We start from the raw sequence: 21,923 nt of genomic DNA, 5'->3' as shown, positions 1-21,923 counted from the left end.
AACATGACGTCCATACGCCTTCCGGGAGGAGCGATCTCATGACACTGCGCAAATTCGGGTCTCCGCATCTTTATGTACAGGGGGCAGGCGCCCTTGACGAACTCCCGGCCGTTGTCGAACAAAGCGGCAGGATCCCGCTTCTCGTCGCCGATGGCGTCGTCCTTGGATTGTTCCGGGAACGGATTGCGGCATTGCTCGGTTCCGACGTCAGCTTCGCGGAATTTTCGGGCGAGTGCACCGCGGAGGAGATCGACAAGGTCGCAACGGAAGTCAGGTCGAAAGGCGCCGACGTCGTCATCGGGATGGGCGGCGGCAAAGCGATCGATGTTGCCAAGGGAGCCGCCTCGCTATGCGGCCTTCCGGTGGTCATCGTGCCGTCGATCGCATCCAACGACAGTCCGACATCGCGTCTTTCCGTGCTCTACACTGCGGAGCACGTGATCGACTCGGTGCGCATGATGCCGCGGAATCCGGAAGCCGTTATCGTCGACACGCAAATCATCGCCAGCGCTCCGGTCCGGTTTTTCGTCGCGGGCCTCGGCGATGCGCTTTCAAAGAGGTTCGAGGTGGAAGAGGCGGTCCGGGCGGGGGCGAGCAATTTTTTCGGGGGCCGGCAGACCCTGCTGGTCCAGCGACTCGCGGAGACGTGTTTCGAGATCCTGATCACCCACGGGCCCGGCGCGGCCAAGGCCGTGGAGGAAAACAGGGTGACCCCGGAACTCGAGGATGTTGTGGAAGCCGTCGTGCTGATGAGCGGGCTTGCCTTCGAGAATGGCGGGCTTTCGATCGCCCATTCGCTGACAAGGGGGCTTTCCGCCGTTCCCGCGCTGGCGGACAGGCTTCACGGCGAACAGGTGGCCTTCGGCCTTCTCGTTCAGCTTGTGCTGCAGGGCGGGCAGGAGGAGCTGCTCGCCAGGCTGGCGGCGCTTTATGCCGGCATCGGGCTGCCGACCTCTCTTGCCGCCCTCGGCGCCGGAAGAGAAGATGCCGCGATCATCGCGCAGACCGCCTGCGACAGCGCTCCCTATATCGGCAATTTCCGCTCTGCGGTCACGCCGGTCACGCTGGAACAGGCAATTCTGCGCCTCGCCACGTGACAGTGCTCGTTTCGGGGCTTGGCTGGCCGCTGTTCCCCAGGCTTCCTGCCCGGCTCGTCGGAGCCCCGCGAGGGTTCCGAGGCGGCCGACTGCGCCGCCGCCGGGACGCGACAGGACGCGCCGTTGCCTTTTTTGTATCTCCGGCGCGCGGCGTTTAGCCTGTTCGCTGGATTTTCAGGTGTCTGGCAGGGCAGCCGTGACGCCGAGGGATGGTATGCCCGCGCCGGCGCGTTCGGTCGGGGCTGATCGACCCGCCAAGTTCGCTTTGTCAGCCTTCTTCAACGCTTTGGTAACCAAAACAGGCGAGAATCCGGACAGTCACCAGTTGTTGAGTACCTGTTTAAGCGAGTAACACATGGTTCCGGTCACTGCCCTTAAGTCGAAGGCGGCGTCGCCAGCGCGCGCGTCATGGATTGACACCATCATCAAGGGCGATTGCGTAGCCGCTCTCGAAGCGCTTCCGGACCATTCGGTCGACGCGATCTTCGCCGATCCCCCCTATAATCTCCAGCTTGGCGGCGTTCTCCACCGGCCGGACCAGTCGAAGGTCGATGCCGTCGATGATGAATGGGACCGGTTCGCCTCCTTCGAGGCCTATGACGCCTTCACCACGGCCTGGTTGCTCGCCTGCCGCCGCGTGCTGAAACCAAGCGGCACGATCTGGGTCATCGGCTCCTATCACAATATCTTCCGCGTCGGCGCAAAGATGCAGGATCTCGGATTCTGGATCCTCAACGACATCGTCTGGCGCAAGACCAATCCGATGCCGAACTTCAAGGGCAGGCGGTTCCAGAACGCGCACGAGACGATGATCTGGGCGAGCCCGGATGCCGATGCGCGCGGCTATACCTTCAACTACGACGCCATGAAGGCGGCCAATGATGATGTGCAGATGCGCTCCGACTGGCTGTTTCCGATCTGCTCGGGCGGCGAACGGCTGAAGGGCGAGGACGGCAAGAAGGTGCATCCGACCCAGAAGCCCGAGGCGCTTCTGTCGCGCATCATCCTGTCATCGACGAAGCCCGGAGACGTCGTGCTCGATCCCTTCCTCGGCTCCGGCACCACGGCCGCCGTCGCCAAGCGCCTCGGCCGCCATTTCGTCGGCGTGGAGCGCGAGCAGGCCTATATCGATGCGGCAACCGCCCGCATCGCCGAAGTCGAGCCGCTCTCCGACGAGATGCTGGCGCCGACACCGAGCAAGAAATCTCTGCCGCGCGTGGCTTTTCTGTCGCTGATCGAAAGCGGACTTCTTTCGGCCGGCGACCGGCTGACCTCGCCAAAGGGCGACCTCGCGGCGCATGTAAGGGCCGACGGCACGCTTGCGAGCGGCACGGACAGCGGTTCGATCCACCGGCTCGGCGCCCGAATTCAGGGGGCGGAGGCCTGCAATGGCTGGACCTTCTGGCATTATGAGGAAGACGGAGAGCGCTACCCGATCGACCGGTTGCGCGGGCGTATCCGCGCCGCCATGGCCGGCACCTGATTGCGTAGCCTCTTATATTAGTACTTTGTCAACCATATATAGAGATTGTTTACCAATTTCGTTTATTGGTTGAGTTGTTCCCTGCAGCGGCGTAGCGGTTCGCGACCTCCGAACGACACGCGGCAATTTCCGGGCCTGGCATCCGCCGGGCCCGGTTTTGTTTTGGGGCGCTAAACGGTGATGCCGAAGCCGGCGAGATCGGTCTTCAGCGCATCCGCGCCGGTAAAGCGCACCGCCTGCCAGCCAGCGGCCTTCGCCCCTTCCACATTGACGGCCTTGTCATCGATGAACAGCGTTGCCTCCGGCGCAAGGCCGAACGTCTCGACATGGCGATCGAAAATGTCGCGGTCGGGCTTTGCCATGCCGACCTCGCCGGAGACGGTGATGCCGCGTCCTTCTTCCAGAAACGGATAGCGCGTGCGGCAGATGCGGAACGTGTCGGGCGCGAAATTGGTCAGAAGCGTCACGTCATGGCCGGCGGCGATCAGGGACTGGTAGAGCGCGACGGAATCCTCGTAGGCGTAGGGGATCATCTCGTCCCAGTGGGCGCGGAAGGCACGGATATTCTCGGCCTCTTCCGGATGACGGGCAATCGCTTCGGCCTCGGCCTCGGGCCAGGGGCGACCCCGGTCCTGCTCGTGGTTCCAGGCGTCGGTGCAGACCTCGGCAAAGAAGCGGGCGCGCTTTTCGGCGTCCGGGATGATGCGCGAAAACGGCACGAGCGGGTCGTAATGCACCAGCACATGGCCGATGTCGTAGACGATGTGGCGGATTTCAGTGGTCATGGTCTCTCCCTGCTGGCCTTGAATGCATCGGGTATAGCCTGCGTGATTGCCTTTTTCATTACACTGGGCAGCGCTTCTTCACCAAGGGCTGCGATCGCCGTCCAGCGTCCTCCCGATACCGGGCCTTCGGCACGTTCGGCGTGAAAGACGGCAAGCCTGAGTTCGAAATGGGTGAAGACGTGGACAACCTCGCCCTTTGCCGTCCAGTCGGCGGCAAAGGGGGCGGCATCCGTTCCGGTCTCGCCGTCGGCCCTGGCGGTCCAGCCGGTCGTCGGAACCTCCGCCATGCCGCCGAGGAGGCCCTTCTCCGTGCGGGTTCTGAGCAGGATCTTGCGATCGGCCGTCTCGGCAACGAAGGCCGCGCCGCGTCTCACGGGCCGCGCCGCCTTCGGCATCTTCAGGGGAAAACGCTGCGGGTCGTCATCGGCAAGCGCGGTGCAGTCGGCGTTCAGCGGACAGAGCACGCAGGCCGGTCGCTTCGGCGTGCAGAGCGTCGCGCCGAGATCCATCATCGCCTGGGCGAAGTCGCCGGGGCGTTCTTCCGGCGTCATCTCCTTCGTGCGGGAGCGGATTTCCGGTTTGGCCGAGGGCAGAGGCGTCTCGATTGCGAAAAGCCGGGTGACCACACGTTCCACATTGCCGTCGACCACGGCTTCCGGCCGGTCGAAGGCGATGGCGGCGATCGCCGCCGCCGTGTAGTCGCCGATGCCGGGCAGGGCCTTCAGGCCATCGAACGTATCGGGGAACCGCCCGCCATGGTGGCTTGCCAGCACTTCGGCGCATTTCTTCAGATTGCGGGCGCGGGCGTAATAGCCGAGCCCCGCCCATGCCGCCATGACGGCGTCCGTATCGGCTGCGGCAAGATCGTCCACGCGCGGCCAGCGGGCAAGGAACTTGTCGAAATAGGGTTTCACCGCCTGCACCGTTGTCTGCTGCAGCATGATCTCGGAAAGCCAGACGTGGTAGGGATCCGGCACGACGCCTTCAGCCTTGTCGGCGGGGCCGACGCGCCAGGGAAGGTCCCGGTGGTGGCGGTCGTACCAGGCAAGAAGCTTGCGGGCGAAATGATCCATGGGTCCTGACGTCAAGATGCATGCGGGGCTTTCACGGCTTATCGCGGAAGGCCGATGCCGGGCAAGTTCTCGGTGCGGAATCGCCTGCGCTTTTTTGCTACTCCCTGTTCATTGCGGAGCAAATTCTCTATTGTCCTTCCACCTTCAGCCGCATGAAGCGGCCGGTCCTGCGAAGGTTTGGAAATCATGCGCCCGTCCCGCCCGCGAAACGCCAGCCAGATCGCCGATGTGGCCAACAGCCTCATCGATCCGATCCTTGCGCGCCGCGCCGGCATTTCTACCGCGCTTCTGAGCGCCTGGGAGGAAATTGCCGGCGAGGCCTATGCCGAATTCTCGCGGCCGGAAAAGATCACCTGGCCGAAGCGCGCCTCCGAGAGCGAGGATGGCGGTTTCCGGCCCGGTTGTCTGACGGTTGCCTGCGAGGGCGCGCGCGTTCTGTTCCTCACCCATGCCCAGGGCGAACTCGTCCACCGGGTCAACGGCTTTTTCGGCTTTTCGGCGATCGATCGCATCAAGGTGGTGCAAAAGCCTGTGCAGCCGCCGGGCGGGCGCCGAAGAAGGCCGCCGGAGCTTTCCCCCGCCGAAGCGCGCGACCTGGAGGCGCGCCTTCAGGGTATCGAGTCGGAAAAGCTGCGCGCGGCGATCATGCGACTCGGCGCGGGCGTGATGAGCGAGAAACGCAGGAAGGAACAGGCCGGCGGCCGCGGCAAGGGATGAGGCAACACGCGGCGGTCACATCTGTTTGAAGGACGGGCTGACGGCTTGTACAACCTTGCCCCGGTCGCTAGTGAAGATGAGACGGGAAACCAGATGAGAGTAACCGAAAATGGCTGAATTCGAGATCACAAAGCGGACCCTTTTGCGCGGCGCTGCCGCCGGCGGCGCGCTGGCAGGACTGTGCCTTGCCCCCTCCGCCTTTGCCCAGAGCGGCAACGTGCCAGCAAGCCAGGGCAATGTCGACATGGAAAAGGCGCTGGAACCCGGCCCGCTTCCGGAAATTGCCATGGGCGAGGAAAACGCGCCGGTCAAGATTATCGAATATCTGTCGATGACCTGCCCGCACTGCGCCAACTACCAGGAAAACACCTTCCCGGCGATCAAGGAAAACTATATCGATACCGGCAAGGTCTATTACATCTTCCGCGAATTCCCCTTCGATCCGCGCGCCATGGCCGCTTTCATGCTGGCTCGCTGCGCGCCGAACGGCAAATATGTGCCCTTCATGGATATGATGCTGTCGCAGCTGAGAACCTGGGCCACCGCCGAGGATGGCAGCGCCGCGATGCTGCAGATGGCGAAACTCGCCGGTTTTACACAGGAAAGCTTCCAGGCCTGCTTGACGGACCAGAAGCTGCTCGATGAGATAAATTCGGTTAGAGAACGCGGGGCGGAAGAATTCGGCATCAGCGCGACGCCGACCTTCCTGATCAACGGCAAGAAATATTCGGGGGACATGTCGGTTGACACTATGTCGGCCCTTATCGACAGCATGCTCTGAAATACCGTTCGCTGATTTCTTGGCGCGCGCCGGCAAAGGTGCGCGCTTTTTTGTGCCTGGGTGTCGCCCGCGGGATGCCGGCTGATGAAGTTCGAGCGCCTGCGTCTTGTCGGTTTCAAGTCCTTCGTCGAGGCGAGCGATTTCGTCATCGCGCCCGGTCTGACGGGCGTCGTCGGACCCAATGGCTGCGGCAAGTCCAACCTTGTCGAAGCCCTGCGCTGGGTGATGGGCGAGAATTCCTACAAGAACATGCGCGCTTCCGGCATGGACGACGTGATCTTTTCCGGCTCCGGCAGCCGTCCCGCCCGCAATTCCGCTGAGGTCGGCCTGCACATCGATAATGCCGACCGCACCGCGCCGGCGGCCTTCAACGACAGCGACGAAATCCAGGTCTCGCGGCGAATCACGCGCGAGCAGGGGTCGCTCTACCGCATCAACGGCAAGGAGGCGCGCGCCAAGGACGTGCAGCTCCTTTTCGCCGATGCCTCCACCGGCGCGCGCTCGCCCTCGATGGTCGGGCAGGGTCGGATCGGCGAGTTGATCCAGGCAAAGCCCCAGGCCCGCCGGCAATTGCTGGAAGAGGCAGCCGGGATTTCCGGGCTCTATTCGCGCCGCCACGAGGCTGAACTCAGGTTGCGCGCCGCCGAGACCAATCTGGAACGGCTAGAGGATGTCACCGCGCAGCTTTCAAGCCAGATCGAAAGCCTGAAACGGCAAACGCGGCAGGCGACCCGCTACAAGTCGCTCTCCGCCGATATCCGCGCTCACGACGCCATCCTTCTGCATCTGCGTTGGGTCGAGGCGAAAAATACCGAGGCCGAGGCAACGAGCGCGCTCAACCAGTTGACCTCCGTCGTCGCCGAGCGGGCCAATCAGCAGATGGAGGCGGCGAAGACCCAGGCCGTCGCCGGCCTGAAGACGCCGGAGCTGCGCGATGCCGAGGTCAAGGCGGCGGCGACGCTGCAGCGCCTGCAGATCGCCCGTCGCCAGCTCGACGATGATGCCGCGCGGATGATGCGTCGCCGCGACGAGCTTTCCCGCCGCCTGTTGCAGCTTGCCGAGGACATCCGCCGCGAAGAGGCGATGATCGAAGACAACAGCGCGATCCTGGAGCGGCTGGATGCCGAAGAGGCCGAGTTGACCGAACTGCTCGACTTTTCCGGCGAGGACGTGGCGGCGGCGCGCGAGACCATGGAGGAAGCTGCTGCCAAGCTTTCGGAGAACGAAAGCGTTTTCGCCGCGCTGACGGCCGAGCGGGCCGAAGCCGCAGCCACGCGCGCCCAGCTTGAGCGCGCCATTGCCGATCTTGCCTCCCGTCGGGAACGGCTTGAAAGGCAGGTCAGCGAGGCCGACAGCGAGCTTGACGGCATATCCGCCAGGATATCCGCTTTGCCGGATCCGGCGGAAAAGCGCGAGGCCTTGGAAGCCGCCGAGATGAGCGAGGAGGAGGCCCATGGCGGCGAGGAAACGGCCGAGGAACACCTTGCCGAGGCGCGCCGCAACGAGGCGTTGACCCGCCAACCGGTGGAGCAGGCCAAGGCCCAGCTCTCCGAGATCGAAACAGAGGCGCGCACGATTTCGAAGATGCTGTCAGCCAGTGCGGCCGCCGGCGACTTCACCCCGCTTGCCGATCTTCTCAGCATCGAACGGGGGTTTGAGACGGCGCTTGGCGCCGTGCTGGGCGACGATCTGGAAACGCCCCTTGAGGCCGAGGCCCCGGCTCATTGGCACGGCAATGGCGACGGCGCGGACGATCCGCCGCTGCCGTCCGGCTGCCGGCCGATCAGCGAACTGGTCGAGGCGCCTGATGCGGTGATGCGGCGTCTCAGGCAGGTCGGCCTGGTGGAAGAGGGCGAGGGCGAGGCGATGATGGCGTCGCTTGTACAGGGGCAGGAACTGGTCACCCGCGCCGGCGCCGTGTTCCGCTGGGACGGGCACGTGAAGGGCGCGGATGCGCCGAGCGCTGCGGCCCTCCGCCTTTCCCAGAAGAACCGGCTGGCGACACTTGAAGACGAACGGCGCGAAGCGGAGGTCAGGCTGGAAGATGCCGAGCAGCGCCAGCAGCAGGCGGGCGAGGCGGTTCGAAACGCCGAGACGGGGCTTGCCGCCGCGCGCGAGAAGGTTCGCATGGCCGGGCGTCTGGTCGCTGACGCCCGCGCTGCCCTTGGCGAGGCCGAGCGGGCGTCGGGCGAACTGGTGCGCCGCCGTGACGTGGTGGCCGAGACCCGCAGCCAGCTTGCCGCCCAGCTTGAGGATGTTGCGGTGCGGGCGGAGGAGGCGGAAACGCAGCTAGCCAAGGCGCCTGATTTTTCCGCGCTGGAGCAACGTCTTGCCGCACAGGGGGCGGAAGTCGCGCGGCTGCGCGGCGAACTGGCCGAGGCCCGCGCCCGCCATGACGGGCTGATGCGCGAGAACGATGCCCGCAAGCGCCGCATCGTGGCGATCGGTCAGGAGCGGGCGAGCTGGCAGAACCGGGCGAAAGGCGCGGAGGCCCAGATCGCGACGCTGAGGGCGCGCGAGGACGAGGCCCGCGACGAACTGGAGGAACTGGAAGAAGCGCCGGAAGAACTCGAAGACAAGCGCCGTCAGTTGATCCGCGAGCTCGAGGCGGCCGAGGAGGCGCGAAAATCAGCCGCAGACCGCCTCGCCGAGGCCGAGGAGGCCCAGCGCGAGGCCGATCGCCATGCCGCCAAGGCGCTCGCCGATCTTGCCGAAGCGCGCGAAAAGCGCGGCCGCGCCGAAGAGCGGCTGGTTTCCGCGCGCGAACGGCGCGAGGCGTCCGAGGCGCGTATCCGCGAAGTGCTGGAAGTCGCGCCGCACGAGGCTTTCCGCTTGACGGGCCTGGCGCCGGACGCCGACCTGCCGGACCCGCTCGCCGTGGAACGGGCGCTGGAGCGCCTCAAGGTCGAGCGCGAACGGCTTGGTGCGGTCAATCTGCGCGCCGAGGAGGAGCAGGCGGAGCTTTCCGGCAAGCTCGAGGAACTGGTGCGCGAGCGCGACGATATTCTCGATGCCATCCGCAAGCTCCGCGGCGCCATCCAGAACCTCAACCGCGAGGGCCGCGAACGGCTGCTCGCCGCCTTTGACGAGGTCAACGAGCAGTTCCAGCGGCTGTTCGTGCATCTGTTCGGCGGCGGCATGGCGGAATTGCAGCTGATCGAATCGGATGATCCGCTGGAGGCCGGGCTTGAAATCCTCGCCCGCCCGCCGGGCAAGAAGCCGCAGACGATGACGCTTCTCTCGGGCGGCGAGCAGGCCCTGACGGCGATGGCGCTGATCTTCGCCGTATTTCTCACCAATCCGGCGCCGATCTGCGTGCTGGACGAGGTCGACGCGCCGCTCGACGACCACAATGTCGAGCGCTACTGCAACCTGCTCGACGAAATGGCTGCGACCACCGAGACCCGCTTCGTCGTAATCACCCACAATCCGATCACCATGGCGCGCATGGACCGGCTTTTCGGGGTGACAATGGCCGAACAGGGGGTCTCGCAACTGGTCTCTGTCGACCTCAGGACGGCGGAGAGATTGGTGGAGGAAGTCTGACCGCGACCCGGCCGGCATCCGCCTCGGGGTTTTTTCTCTTTTGTCCAATTCTCATTTCGGCTGCGATGCTCTAACGTCCGGCAAAAGACAGAGTGAAGACGGGCAGCTTGCCCGGCAACCGGGCGGACGAATGGCGAACTGGGTTTACGGTTTCGGTTTCAGCGAGGCGGAAGAACACGAGATTGACCGGGATCGACTGGGCGGCAAGGGCGCGAGCCTCGCCGAGATGGCGCGCATGGGATTGCCCGTGCCCCCCGGACTGACCGTGGTCTCCGACGTCTGCCGTTATTTCTACGAGCACGGCAAGACCTTTCCGGACGGACTGAAGGACGAGGTCTCGGAAGGTTTGGCGAAGGTCGAACGGGCGACCGGCAGGCTCTTCGGGCGCAGCAAGCATCCGCTGCTTCTGTCGGTGCGTTCGGGCTCAAGGGTCTCGATGCCCGGCATGATGGACACGGTGCTCAATCTCGGCCTCAATGACGAGACGGTTCAGCTTCTGGCCGAAGACACCGGCGATGCCCGCTTTGCCTGGGACAGCTATCGCCGCTTCATCCAGATGTATGCCGATGTGGCGCTGGGGCTCGATCAGGAATTCTTCGAGGAGCTCCTCGAGGACCGGCTGTCCGAGCTCGGTCATGCCTATGAGACGCAACTGACGGCCGGCCAGCTGGAAGACGTGGTCGCAAGCTACAAGGAATTGCTTGAGGAGGAGCTGGGCTCGGCCTTTCCGCAGGACCCCTATGAACAGCTCTGGGGCGCGATCTCGGCGGTCTTCTCAAGCTGGACCAGCGCCAGGGCGACGACCTATCGCGCGCTGCACAACATCCCCTTCGAATGGGGCACGGCCGTCAATATCCAGGCCATGGTGTTTGGCAATCTCGGCAATGATTCGGCCACGGGCGTGGCCTTCACCCGCAACCCCTCGACCGGCGAGAAGGCGCTTTACGGCGAATTTCTGGTCAATGCCCAAGGCGAGGACGTGGTTGCCGGCATCCGCACGCCGCAAAGCGTGACCGAACCCGGCCGCATAGCCTCGGGCGGCGAGAAGCCGTCTCTGGAAAAGCTGATGCCGGAGGCTTTCGGCGCGCTCGAGACCGTTTCGGCGAGGCTCGAGCGTCATTACGGCGACATGCAGGACATGGAATTCACGATCGAACGCGGCAGGCTCTACATGTTGCAGACGCGCGCCGGCAAGCGCGCGGCGGGCGCGGCGATGAAGATCGCCATGGACATGGCCGACGAGGGGCTGATCACGCGCGAGGAGGCGATCATCCGCGTCGACCCGGCAACGCTCGACCAGATGCTGCATCCAACCATCAGGCCGGGCTACAAGGGCACCCAGATCGGATCCGGCCTGCCGGCGTCGCCCGGGGCGGTCACCGGCGAGATCGTGTTCACCGCCGAGGCGGCGATCTCCGCCCATGCGGAGGGCCGCAAGGTCATCCTCGTGCGCACCGAGACGAGCCCGGAGGATATTCACGGCATGACGGCGGCGATCGGCGTGCTGACCACGCGCGGCGGCATGACAAGCCATGCGGCGGTGGTGGCACGCGGCATGGGCGTGCCCTGCGTGACCGGCGCGGGCAATATGCGCGTCGACCGCTTCGCCAATATTCTCCACGGGTTGAACGGCGCGATGCTGCATCCCGGCGACACGGTGACGATCGACGGCGCCACCGGCCGGGTGATGAAGGGCGCGGCGCCGACGCAGAAACCGGCGCTGTCGGGCGATTTTCAGCGGCTGATGGAATGGGCCGACGCGGTGCGCCGCATGAAGGTGCGAACCAATGCCGATACGCCGGGCGATGCCCGCGCCGCGCGCGATTTCGGCGCGGAGGGCATCGGGCTCTGTCGCACCGAACACATGTTTTTCGACGGCGGCCGCATCCGCATGATGCGGCGGATGATCCTGGCGGAAACGGAGGAGGGCAGGCGCGAGGCGCTCGACCAGCTCCTGCCCATGCAGCGGGCCGATTTCGAGGAACTCTTCACCATCATGCACGGCCTGCCGGTGACGATCCGGCTGCTCGACCCGCCCTTGCACGAGTTCCTGCCGAAGACGGCTGACGAGGTGGCGGATGTGGCCGAGGCGCTCGGCATGGAGACCGATAAGCTACGCCACAGGCTCGACGCGCTCTACGAATTCAATCCCATGCTCGGCCATCGCGGTTGCCGGCTGGCGATCTCCTATCCGGAGATTGCCGAGATGCAGGCCCGCGCGATCTTCGAAGCCGCGATCGCGGCTGCCCGCGCGACCGGAGAACCGGTCGTCCCGGAGATCATGGTGCCGCTTGTGAGCCTGCGCGCCGAGCTTGAATATGTGAAGGGGCGAATAGACGACGTCGCCCATGCGGTGATGGAAGAGAGCGGCATGGCGATTTCCTATCTCGTCGGCACGATGGTGGAACTGCCGCGCGCGGCCTTGAGGGCGCACGAGATCGCCGAGACGGCTGCCTTCTTCTCGCTGGGCACCAACGACCTGACGCAGACGACCTTCGGGCTTTCGCGGGACGATGCGCCGGGCTTTCTCGGAACCTACCAGAAGAAGGGCATCATCGAGCGTGACCCGTTCATTTCGCTCGATTTCGACGGCGTGGGAGAACTGATGCGGCTTGCCACCGAGCGCGGCCGGCAGACCAAGCCGGATCTTCAGGTCGGCATTTGCGGCGAACATGGCGGCGATCCGGTGTCGATCCGCTTCTGCGAAGGTCTCGCGCTCGACTATGTTTCCTGCTCGCCTTTCCGCGTGCCGACCGCGCGGCTTGCCGCGGCCCAGGCGACCGTCAGACAGGCCGAGGAGAAGGGCAAATCTCAGCCCTGAAGCCGGTAGCGACCGGCAATAAGAGGCGGACCGTCCGTCAAAACGCTGCCGCGCTCGACCAGCGCCTCAAGGTGGGCGAGCACGGAAAGCGCGGCTGCGCCGTGCAGTTTCTCGCTGGTGGTGCGGTAGATTACCTTGACCATTTCGGTGATCGTCTCGTCGCCGGCCGCAAGGCGCTCGAGGATTGCCCGTTCGCGCATCAGCCGGTGCGAGCGGATGCCGCGGACAAAGCCGTGGGCGTCGGTGACCGGCCCGCCATGGCCCGGCAGATAGACGCTCTCCGGCCGCGCGAGAAGCTTTTCGAGAGAGGTCATATAGTCGCCCATCGATCCGTCGGGCGGCGCGACGATGGTGGTCGACCAGCCCATCACATGGTCTCCGGATAAAAGGTAGGGCGTCCCTTCCAGCGCGAAGGAGAGGTGATTGGCGGTGTGGCCCGGCGTGTGGACGGCCTGCAGCACGAAGCCGTCGGCTTCGAAGCGCCCGCCGTCGGCCAGCGTGATATCCGGGGCGAGCGCCGTGTCGGAGTTCTCGGCAAAGGGGTTCTCCTCGCCGTCGTGCAGGGGGCGGGCGGCGCGGTGGGGCGAGAAGGCGAGGATCGGCGCGCCGGTTTCGGCCTTCAGGCGGTGGGCCATCGGCGTGTGGTCGAGATGGGTGTGGGTAACGGCAATCCCGGCGACCCTTCGCCCGTCGATCGCCTTCATCCAGATGTCGAAATGTCCCGCGATGTCCGGACCGGGGTCGATGATCGTGAGGGACCTGTTGCCGATCATGTAGCCGTTCGTGCCGTGCGCGGTGAAGGGCGAGGGGTTTTCCGCCGTCAGCCGAAAAATGCCGTCCGCGATCCGGACAGCGCAGCCATAGGCCGGGTCGAATGCCTGTTGCGATTGCGCCTCTCGCATTGTCACTTTCCTCCCGCAGCGTTCCGTGGCCGCCGATGCCCCCTATCTGACATCGAACCGGCAAATTGCAAGGCCGCCGAAGCCGGCTTCAGACTTTCCGGGCGGCAAAAACACTGACCTTCGTCCGATTTAGCCGTTGTCGCCCGGCAAGAGCTTTGATAAGAGGCTTGTCGTTCCACGGCGCAGGCGCGCTGCGAGGACATGCTGGGGTGTAGCCAAGCGGTAAGGCACCGGTTTTTGGTATCGGCATGCGCTGGTTCGAATCCAGCCACCCCAGCCATTTCGGTCTTCAAGTCGTTGAAATTTAATATTGTTCCGTGTTTATCACTCGGCTCTCTCGCTGCCGTGTCACACAATGCTGTATCGCAAACGGCATCAGGCTGCTTCGGACGGGGTCGAAGCCCATGCCTGTAATCGCCCATGTTTCCCTTCCAGGGTAACGAATGCCGTCATGGGACAATCTCCAGTTCGGCAACCTTGTCGCCGCTGAGGACGAAGACGTAGCGCAGGTCCACCGGGCTGCCGGGAAAGTTGCCGACGAGGTGGCTGGTGATGACGATGCGCCCATCTTCTTCGGTCATCGAGAAAGGCTCGACGGTGTAGGTGTATTTCGTCGAGGCATTGGCCATCCACTGCCGGATGGCATCGCGGCCCGTGTATGAATTGCCTTCATCGATGACGGTGGCGTCTTCCGTGAAGCATTCCGAAATCGCCTGCGCATTGCCCTTCTTGTCGGCTGAGAAATAGGTTTCGATGACCTTCGGCAATTCGATACTCATGGTGGTTCTCCTTTTACGTGGGTTGAAACAAAGGCGCAGGTTCAGCGCCGGCTGCCGACGTCGCCGCTCGAGCTCTTGGTCCTGGCGGAAACCTGGACCTTCGGTACGAAAGTGAGCGCGGCCACAGCGTCGACAGGCTCGGGATCGGCAAGTTCGCCGCGTCCCTCGAAAGAGGCGTCGAGCAGGTTGCGAAGCGACCTGTTGGTCTCCATCGGCAGGAAGGAGATCATGCACACTTCTTCCAGCGAGGCGCGCTCCGCCACTTCGATGAGCTTTTCCTTCAGATCCTCGCGGGTGTAGCTGATGATGTAGTTGTGGTCCTGATCGAGGGTGTAGAGCTTGGGCTCGCGCATGCTCGCGGGCACGTCGCTGTCCTTGAAGTTCCAGAGGAACTTGGCTGGACCACCAACCACCGGGCCGCCGAAGATCAATTGCTTGGCGATCAGCGCATCAAGGATGCGGTAAGCCTGCGCGGTTTGTTCGGCACTGATGTAAACCTGATAATACTGCATTTTTTCCACTCGGTTGCTGTTCGACCTCAATTTATGGCTTTGACGGCGTACGGATAAGCGGGATAAAGTGAGACGAGGAATTGCGGATTTCGGGATAATGGCGATCTACAAGCTGAGTGATTTCGACGCTGTTCTTGCGGTCAGCCGCAGGGGCTCGTTTCGCGCCGCAGCCCTCGATCTCGGCATGTCGACGAGCGCGCTCAGCAACGCGATTGCAAAGCTGGAAGAGCATCTGGGCGTGCGCCTGTTCAACCGCACGACGCGCAGCGTTTCGCTGACGGATGCCGGGCGCAAGTTTGTCGATCAGATGAGCCCGGCGCTCAGGGACATGCACCAGGCGCTCGATACCGTGCGCTCGCAACAGGAGACGCCGACCGGCGTGTTGCGCATCAACACATTCGTGACCGCCGGCCGCGAGATCCTGTCGCCGCTGATCCTGGAATTCATGCGACGGTTTCCGGAAGTCCGGATCGATCTTGTGACCGAGGGCAATCTTGTCGATATCGTCGCCGGCGGTTTCGATTTCGGAGTGCGCAGCGAACCGCTGGTGCCGACCGACATGATCGCCATTCCGCTCGGGGCCCCGCGGCGCTACGCCGCTGTCGGCGCGCCGGCCTATTTTGAGAGCCGCTCGCTACCGCTGCATCCATCAGACCTGATGGCGCATGATTGCATCCGCACCCGTCTGCCCAACGGCGCCATGTTGCGCTGGCAGTTCGAATCCGAGGGGCAGCCGGTGCATGTCGATGTGCATGGCCCAATCACCCTGGATGAGGCCAGTCTCGCGCGGCTGGCGGTTCTGGAAGGGGTCGGTATCGGTTTTTTCATGGAATCGGATGTGCGTGAAGACGTCGAGGCCGGCCGGCTGGTGCGGGTGCTTGACAGGTGGACGCCGCCACTTTCGCCGCTCTGCCTCTATTATCCGAGCCGGCGCAATCCGCCGGCGGCCTTCAAGGTGTTCATCGATCTCGCGCGCGAACTGGCGCGTTCGGCGCGCGGCCGGTGACATACCGCCCGGCCGCGCGGCGGTCAGGTCCGGAGAATTCAATCAAGCCGCGTCCACCCGACAGCACGCGTTTCCGGACGGAAGACCGATACCCACTTTCCTGGAGCGCTCAAGCGTTTGGTCAACGCCTCCGCATCGGGAGAGACGTCCTCCCAGAACATGTCCTGTTTGAAGTGGTCGAGATGGGCCATCAGGCCCGGCCCGAAACGGATCGGGATCAGCCTTCGCTGGCCTCTGAAAAGATCGTCCAGCCCCGGCACAAGATCACATGCTTCGGGATCGAGCGGAATGAGCCCCGGATGCAGGGTGAGCTGTCTCTGCCCCTCCGGCGAAAGCAGGCATCTGAGCCGGGTCAACTTTCTTCCGGGGCAGATTGTGGGCACGGCGAAGAACCATTGCATGTCCGCCGTGCCTGGGTTTCGGCTGTCGCAAGCCGTTGGCGAAGGCCCTCCGAACCGCGCATGTCGATGGCGATGGAACGTTGGGCAGGCAGGGCGGCGCAAGAGGGCCGCTGCATGGCCGATCGCGTTCTTGCGGCCATCCTGCTGCTCGCGACCCTTGTCTACGGCATGATCGTCTTTTCCTGGACGCGCTCTATGCAAGTCGCACGATCAGCGCGTCGCGCGGCGGCACGGCGAGCCTGCCGTCTCTCAACGAGGCTTCGCCGTCGCCCCAGAACACCTCGGCGCTGCTCAAGGCCCGGCCGTCGCCATCGGAAAGCCTCGCCGTCTGATGCCGGCGCGTGGCGTTGATGACCCACAGATAGCGCCCGGAATCACTCTCATGAAGGCGTATCTGCAGGGCCGGATTGGTGCACAGCGTATGCCGCGTCTTGCCGGTGAAGGCGAAGCAGCGGGCGAAATAGCGCTTTCCCGCCTCCGACTGGTCGCGATAGTAGCCAACTGAGGGATGGGTGCCGACGAGCAGCGTGCGGCCTTTCCCGCACGTGTTCTCGACGACCGCGATCCGGCCGTCGTCAAACCGCGCCAGCTCACGGCCCTCCGTCACGCTATAGGATTGAAGGAAGCCGCCGCCGGTGGTCGAGACGCCATCGAGCATGAAGCGAATGCGGTTGCCGATATCCGGCATGAACTCCACCTCGTCCTCCCGCACGCCGAAAACGGCGTCGAGCCCGTTATTGGGCTGCACCGTGCCGACCTTGCCGCGATCGCCGAAATAGCCGGGGCAGGCTTCCGACACCAGCGTGCCGCCGGCTTTCACCCAGTCGGCGAGCTTTTTGGCGTTCTCGCTTGTCAGCATGATGGGGTAGGGGAAGTAGAGCGCGTCATAGGTGCCGATATCCTCGATATGCACCCAGTCGGCCTGGATGCCATTGTCGAAGAAGCCGCGATAGGCGCCCCACATGGCTTCCCTGTAGGTCTCGTAATTGCCCTCCCGGCTCAGCAGATAATCCCAGGCCTGCGCCTCAGGCGCGACCAGAATGCCGACCTCGCCCTTCACCGGCTTTGCCGCCAGAAGCGGCTTCTGTTCCGGCGCGTTGGTCCACTTCGCGATCTTCGAGGCCATGTCGGAGCGCGGCGTGCGCGAACCATCCATGCCGTAGGAGCCGAAGGCGCCGAACAGCGGGCCGTCGAGCAGCGGCCGATAGCGCAGGTTCAGCATGCCGCGCGCGCCGCCGGCAAACGACGTCAGCGACCACACCCGGATATCCTCGGGCTCGGCAACGCGGCCATCCTCCTTGTCGCGACCGACGACCTGCGGCTGCATCCACAGTGGACCGCCTTGGCGTTCGGCGTGCCAGAAGGGTTTGCCGCGCGCGGCGGCGCGGTTGAGATCGGCGGCGTAGAAGCTGCGCCAGGACTGGTTGCCCTTGCGCGCATGGACGAAGGTATAGCCATAGACCTCGACCTTGGAGGCGGCGAGCCAGTCATCCGACCCGCGCGCGGCCATGTCGGGGATCGCCCCGGCGACGCCGTGGGCGGCGATCAGGCAATCCTGATCGACGGCGCGGATGGTGTCGATGCGAAACTGCATCTGGCCGTAGTAATTCTCGCGCTTGAAATCGAGCCAGTCGAGGCATTCGGGATAGGGCGCGATCTGGCGCGGCGGCTCGATATCGTCCCATTCGGCGTAGGAATAGCGATACCAGGCCTTCGCCAGCGTATCGAGATCGCCGTATTTTTCCTGCAGCCAGACGCAGAAGGCGGCCTTGGTGTGCGGGTTGTAGTCGACGGAGGGCGCATAATTGCACTCGTTCCAGACGTCGTATCCGAGAAGGCCGGGATGGCCCTTGTAGCGCTCCGCGAGCGCGGTCAGGAAGGCGCCGGCCGCCTCCTTCACTTCCGGGCAGTTCATCGTCAGCGATCCCGCGCCGCCGCCATTCGGCGCAAAACCGCCGGTGGCAGCCGACACGCCCATGATCGCCGGAAGCTCGCTGCCATCGGCGCGCATCTGGCGGGCATGGGCATATTTGCGATAGGCCCAGTCCGGCACGGTATGGGTCAGTTCGGCGATGATCGTCTTGATGCCGTTTTCGGCGGCGAGGTCCATCTGGCGGTCATACTCCTCCCAGTCGTAGAAGCCGGGCCGCCGCTCGATCGCGCTCCACATGAACCAGTGGCGGAAGACGTTCAGCCCGTCCTCTGCCGCGACGCCGTAATCGCGCTCCCAGTCCTCGCGCGGCGGGTTCGACTTGCGGAAATAGACCGCCCCGAACGGCGTCTGCATCGGTATTTTCGTCATGATGTCCTCATCATATTATCTCGGAAGGGCGGCGGCTTTGACCTGTGCCTGCCCCGACTTGCGTCAGAGGGATGTGACGCCGACCGGGGTTGGCTTCACCGCAGAGCCCCCAAACCTTCTCGCCCCGGAGGGGAGAGATGTCGCGAAAGCGACAGTGAGGGGGAAGAGTATCCCCTTGAACGCCCTCACGTTTTGAAACGCTGCTTCACCCTCACTGCCCCTTTCGGGGCATCTCTCTCGCAGGCGGGAGAGAGTTTTGGGAGCAAGCCGCAAAGCAGGATGCGATTAACCTGCGCCTGAGGGCGGAAATCGCCGGCTCACAACCCCGCAAGCGCCTCCAGCGTCCGGATCAGCGCCGAATGGTCCTTGTCGCCGTCGCCCCGGGCGATCGCGGCATTCATCAGTTGCTCGGTCGAGGCCGCGTTCGGCAAAGCGAGGCCGATATCGCGGGCGGCGTTGACGGCGAGCGCCATGTCCTTGCGGTGCAGGCAGATGCGGAAGCCGGGATCGAAGGTGCGCTCGATCATCCGTTCGCCATGGACCTTCATGATCGTCGAGCCGGCGAACCCGCCCATCAGCGCCTCGCGCACCTTGGCCGGGTCCGCTCCCGCCTTCTTGGCGAACAGCAGGCCTTCCGCGACCGCTTCGATGGTCAGGCCGACAATGATCTGGTTGGCGACCTTGGCGGTCTGGCCATCGCCGACCGGGCCGACATGGGTGATGGTCTTGCCCATCGCCTCAAACAAGGGCCTGCCGCGCTCGAAATCGGCTTCCGAGCCGCCGACCATTATCGTCAGCGCCGCGTTCTTGGCCCCGACCTCGCCGCCGGAGACCGGCGCATCGAGATAGCCGCAGCCCTTTGCCGCGACCCTTTCGGCAAACGTCTTGGTCTCGACCGGGGAGATCGAGCTCATGTCGATGACCATCTTGCCCTTGGAAAGGCCCTCCGCGACGCCGTTCTCGCCAAAGAGGACGGCCTCCACATCCGGCGTGTCCGGCACGATGGTGATGATGATGTCGGCGGCTTCCGCGACGGCCTTCGGCGTATCGCAGGCCGTGGCGCCCTTTTCGACGAGGAATTCCGAGACCGGCTTCACTCGGTTGATGTAGAGCGCGTGGCCGGCGTCGATGAGATGCGCCGCCATGGGACGGCCCATGAGGCCGAGGCCGATAAATCCGATTTTCATGTGCTCACTCCTTAGCGCCAGGGCTTCATCCAGCCGAGGCCTTCGCTTGTGCCGGCCGAAGGTTTGTATTCGCAGCCGATGAAGCCGTCATAACCTTCCGCGTCCAGCATATTGAAAAGATAGGGATAATTGATTTCGCCCGTGCCCGGCTCATGGCGGCCGGGATTGTCGGCAAGCTGCACATGGGCGATCTTCGCCTTGAGCCGCCTGTAGGTCTCGGCAAGGTCGCCCTGCATGATCTGGGTGTGATAGATGTCGTACTGGATGAACAGGTTGTCCGAGCCGACGGCATCGAGAATCCGCTCGGCGTGATCCGTGGTCGAAACGAAGAAGCCCGGAATGTCACGCAGGTTGATCGGCTCCAGCAGCAGCTTGATGCCGGCTTCGTCGAGACGCGGCGCGGCGTATTTCAGGTTTTCGACCAGCGTTTGCTCGAGCGTTTCGGGCGCAACGCCGTTGGGCGCGATACCGGCGAGGCAGTTGATCTTGGAGCAGCCGAGCGCCTTGGCATAGGAAATCGCCTTGTCCACGCCCGCCTTGAACTCCTCCACCCGGTCCGGCAGGCAGCCGATGCCGCGCTCGCCGCCGGCCCAGTCGCCGGCCGGCAGGTTGAACAGCGCCTGCTTGACGTGGGCCGCCTTCAGCGCGGCGGCAATGTCTTCCTCCGGAAAGTCATAGGGGCCGACATATTCGACGGCCGGAAAACCATCCTTTGCGGCTGCGGCGATGCGGTCGAGGAACGGCAGGTCGGCGTAGAGAAACGAAAGATTGGCGGCGAATTTCGGCATTCGAAAACTCCTCAGGCAATAAATCTGGTTCGGTGCAGCATGCGCTTGTTGCGCGGGTCCGGATTTGGAACGGCGGAGATCAGGCTGCGGGTGTAGTCCTCCTCCGGCGCGGTGCATATCTGTTCGGCGCTGCCGAGCTCCACCAGCTTCCCCCGATGCATCACCGCCACCCGGTCGCAGAAATAGCGGACCACCGAGATATCGTGGGCGATGAAGATGTAGGAGAGATCGAGGCGCTTCTGCAGGTCGAGCAGCAAATCGAGGATCTGCGCCCGGATCGAGACGTCGAGCGCCGAGGTCGCCTCATCGGCGATGATCACCTTCGGATCGAGCGCCAGTGCACGGGCAATGCCGATGCGCTGCCGCTGACCGCCCGAAAACGCATGCGGATAACGCTCCATCGCGGAACGGTCGAGGCCGACGAGTTCCAGCAGGTCGCCGACCTTCTGCTCGATCTCCCGGCCCGACAGCTTGCCCTGCACCACCAGCGGGTCGGCCACCACCTGCCGCACCGTCATGCGCGGATTGAGCGAGGCGAAGGGGTCCTGGAACACCAGCCGGACCTGGCTGTGAAAATTGCGCAGCCCCTGCTTGTCGAGCGTCGTCACCTCGGTCTCTGTGCCATCGCCGGGGCGGTAGGTGACCGAGCCGGAGGTCGGGTCGAGGACGCGGAGAATCAACCGGCCCATCGTGGTCTTGCCCGAACCGCTCTCACCGACGATGCCGAGATTTTCGCCGCGCTTCAGGTCGAATGAAACATCATCCACGGCTTTGAGGATAAAGCCCTTCTTGCCCGCGCCGGCGCCGAACACCTTGGTGAGGTTGCGCACCGACAGCACCACGTCATCCTTCGCCGCCTCGCGAGCTTCATCCGCCACGCGCGGCTTTTCCAGCCGCACGGTCGAGGACAGGAGCTGGCGGGTATAGGGGTGTTTCGCGTTGTAGAAGATTTCGTCCACCGGGCCGCGCTCGACGATCACGCCGAAGCGCATCACCGCCACCTCGTCGGCGACCTCGGCGACGACGCCGAGATCGTGGGTGATCAGCAGCATGGCCATGCCGCGTTCCACCTGCAGACGCTTGATCAGGTCGAGGATTTCGGCCTGGGTGGTCACGTCGAGCGCCGTCGTCGGTTCATCGGCGATCAGGATATCGGGATCGCAGGCGAGCGACATGGCGATCATGGCCCGTTGGCGCATGCCGCCGGAGAACTCAAAGGTGTAGCGGTCGATCATCGCCTCCGGGTTCGGGATTTCCACCTGCGACAGCAGGCTGATCGTCTCCGCCCGCGCTTCCGCCTTGCTCATGTTGCGATGGAGCCGCAGCGCCTCGATGATCTGGTCGCCGATCGTGTGGACCGGCGAGAGCGAGCTCATCGGCTCCTGGAAGATCAGCGATATGCGGCCGCCGCGGATCGCGCGGATTTCCTTGCCCTCATCCGGCAGCGCGTGGATATTGACAGGTTTGCCATCGGTATTGAGCACGATCGTGCCGCTGGTGATGCGCGCCGCCTTGTCGACGATCTTCAGCAGCGCCCGCGCGGTCACCGACTTGCCGGAGCCGCTCTCGCCGACCAGCGCCAGCGTCTTGCCGCGGTGCAGATCGAAGGTGACGTTGCGCACCGCATGCAGGATGTGCTGGCGCAGGTGAAAATCGATGGAGAGGTTCTTCACCGATAGCACCGCGTCGCCGAAGCCCGGATGATCGTGAACGATGGTCTGGGGTGTGGTCATGGTCATCGCC

General features: G+C 64.3%; 17 protein-coding genes and 1 tRNA gene. 8 read left to right on the top strand and 10 right to left on the bottom strand.

Annotated features, from left to right (window positions below; all coding sequences use genetic code 11):
* Nucleotides 1–38 precede the first annotated feature (38 nt).
* Nucleotides 39–1,097 carry a glycerol dehydrogenase gene (locus tag JET14_RS16235; RefSeq protein ID WP_200334839.1) on the top strand — a complete coding sequence of 353 codons (1,059 nt, stop codon included), beginning with the start codon at nucleotides 39–41 and terminating at the stop codon, nucleotides 1,095–1,097.
* Between the two features lie 355 nt (nucleotides 1,098–1,452).
* Nucleotides 1,453–2,580: a site-specific DNA-methyltransferase gene (locus JET14_RS16230; RefSeq protein ID WP_200334838.1), complete on the top strand. Its 1,128-nt coding sequence runs from the start codon at nucleotides 1,453–1,455 to the stop codon at nucleotides 2,578–2,580.
* 170 nt (nucleotides 2,581–2,750) lie between these two features.
* Here the strand turns inward: JET14_RS16230 and JET14_RS16225 are convergent, their stop codons facing one another.
* Both JET14_RS16225 and mutY read right to left on the bottom strand, forming a co-directional pair.
* A complete protein-coding gene (locus JET14_RS16225; RefSeq protein ID WP_200334837.1) occupies nucleotides 2,751–3,365 on the bottom strand; it encodes an HAD family hydrolase in 615 nt (204 codons plus the stop codon).
* Nucleotides 3,362–4,438, bottom strand: coding sequence for an A/G-specific adenine glycosylase (gene mutY, locus JET14_RS16220; RefSeq protein ID WP_200334835.1), 1,077 nt, complete (start codon nucleotides 4,436–4,438; stop codon nucleotides 3,362–3,364). Before mutY ends, JET14_RS16225 begins: the two co-directional genes overlap by 4 nt.
* A gap of 186 nt (nucleotides 4,439–4,624) precedes the next feature.
* Here mutY and JET14_RS16215 point away from each other — a divergent pair, with 186 nt between their 5' ends.
* The 4 genes from JET14_RS16215 (at nucleotide 4,625) to ppdK (ending at nucleotide 12,303) form a co-directional block, all read left to right on the top strand.
* Nucleotides 4,625–5,155: a DUF721 domain-containing protein gene (locus JET14_RS16215; RefSeq protein WP_200334834.1), complete on the top strand. Its 531-nt coding sequence runs from the start codon at nucleotides 4,625–4,627 to the stop codon at nucleotides 5,153–5,155.
* A gap of 109 nt (nucleotides 5,156–5,264) precedes the next feature.
* Nucleotides 5,265–5,936, top strand: a complete 672-nt coding sequence (locus JET14_RS16210) for a DsbA family protein (RefSeq protein ID WP_200334833.1) — start codon at nucleotides 5,265–5,267, stop codon at nucleotides 5,934–5,936.
* A gap of 84 nt (nucleotides 5,937–6,020) precedes the next feature.
* A complete protein-coding gene (locus JET14_RS16205) occupies nucleotides 6,021–9,482 on the top strand; it encodes a chromosome segregation SMC family protein (RefSeq protein ID WP_200334832.1) in 3,462 nt (1,153 codons plus the stop codon).
* A gap of 130 nt (nucleotides 9,483–9,612) precedes the next feature.
* Complete coding sequence (gene ppdK / locus JET14_RS16200; protein ID WP_200334831.1) at nucleotides 9,613–12,303, top strand: pyruvate, phosphate dikinase; 2,691 nt, start codon at nucleotides 9,613–9,615, stop codon at nucleotides 12,301–12,303.
* Here the strand turns inward: ppdK and JET14_RS16195 are convergent.
* Entirely contained in the window at nucleotides 12,294–13,205 is a 912-nt protein-coding gene (locus JET14_RS16195) for an MBL fold metallo-hydrolase (protein ID WP_200334830.1), read from the bottom strand. The genes ppdK and JET14_RS16195 overlap by 10 nt on opposite strands.
* A 205-nt stretch (nucleotides 13,206–13,410) precedes the next feature.
* Between JET14_RS16195 and JET14_RS16190 the strand changes: the two genes are divergently transcribed.
* Nucleotides 13,411–13,485 (top strand) — tRNA-Gln (locus JET14_RS16190).
* 169 nt (nucleotides 13,486–13,654) lie between these two features.
* Here JET14_RS16190 and JET14_RS16185 read toward each other — a convergent pair.
* Nucleotides 13,655–13,984 carry a nuclear transport factor 2 family protein gene (locus JET14_RS16185; RefSeq protein WP_200334829.1) on the bottom strand — a complete coding sequence of 110 codons (330 nt, stop codon included), beginning with the start codon at nucleotides 13,982–13,984 and terminating at the stop codon, nucleotides 13,655–13,657.
* A 41-nt stretch (nucleotides 13,985–14,025) separates the two neighbouring features.
* Nucleotides 14,026–14,496, bottom strand: coding sequence for a hypothetical protein (locus JET14_RS16180; protein WP_200334828.1), 471 nt, complete (start codon nucleotides 14,494–14,496; stop codon nucleotides 14,026–14,028).
* A 97-nt stretch (nucleotides 14,497–14,593) separates the two neighbouring features.
* On the opposite strand from JET14_RS16180, the gene JET14_RS16175 reads away from it, so the two are divergent.
* Nucleotides 14,594–15,502, top strand: a complete 909-nt coding sequence (locus JET14_RS16175) for a LysR family transcriptional regulator (RefSeq protein WP_200334827.1) — start codon at nucleotides 14,594–14,596, stop codon at nucleotides 15,500–15,502.
* A gap of 38 nt (nucleotides 15,503–15,540) precedes the next feature.
* On the opposite strand, the gene JET14_RS16170 is transcribed toward JET14_RS16175, so the two are convergent.
* The 5 genes from JET14_RS16170 to JET14_RS16150 form a co-directional block, all read right to left on the bottom strand.
* A complete protein-coding gene (locus JET14_RS16170; protein ID WP_200334825.1) occupies nucleotides 15,541–15,858 on the bottom strand; it encodes a hypothetical protein in 318 nt (105 codons plus the stop codon).
* A gap of 238 nt (nucleotides 15,859–16,096) precedes the next feature.
* The gene (locus JET14_RS16165) at nucleotides 16,097–18,205 is read right to left on the bottom strand and encodes a beta-galactosidase (RefSeq protein ID WP_200334824.1); all 2,109 of its coding nucleotides are present in this window, start codon (nucleotides 18,203–18,205) and stop codon (nucleotides 16,097–16,099) included.
* Nucleotides 18,206–18,522: 317 nt separating this feature from the next.
* On the bottom strand, nucleotides 18,523–19,392 hold the full coding sequence (locus tag JET14_RS16160; RefSeq protein ID WP_200334823.1) for a 2-hydroxy-3-oxopropionate reductase: 870 nt from the start codon (nucleotides 19,390–19,392) through the stop codon (nucleotides 18,523–18,525).
* 11 nt (nucleotides 19,393–19,403) lie between these two features.
* Nucleotides 19,404–20,180 (bottom strand): hydroxypyruvate isomerase, encoded by a 777-nt coding sequence (gene hyi, locus JET14_RS16155; protein ID WP_200334822.1) that lies wholly within the window; start codon nucleotides 20,178–20,180, stop codon nucleotides 19,404–19,406.
* A gap of 11 nt (nucleotides 20,181–20,191) precedes the next feature.
* Nucleotides 20,192–21,913: an ABC transporter ATP-binding protein gene (locus JET14_RS16150; protein WP_200334821.1), complete on the bottom strand. Its 1,722-nt coding sequence runs from the start codon at nucleotides 21,911–21,913 to the stop codon at nucleotides 20,192–20,194.
* Nucleotides 21,914–21,923 lie beyond the last annotated feature (10 nt).

The sequence above is a fragment of the Martelella lutilitoris genome (genome assembly GCF_016598595.1).
Taxonomy (GTDB): Bacteria; Pseudomonadota; Alphaproteobacteria; order Rhizobiales; family Rhizobiaceae; genus Martelella; species Martelella lutilitoris_A.
The sequence above is the reverse complement of the archived record's forward strand: the minus strand, read 5'-3'. Positions and strand labels throughout refer to the sequence as shown.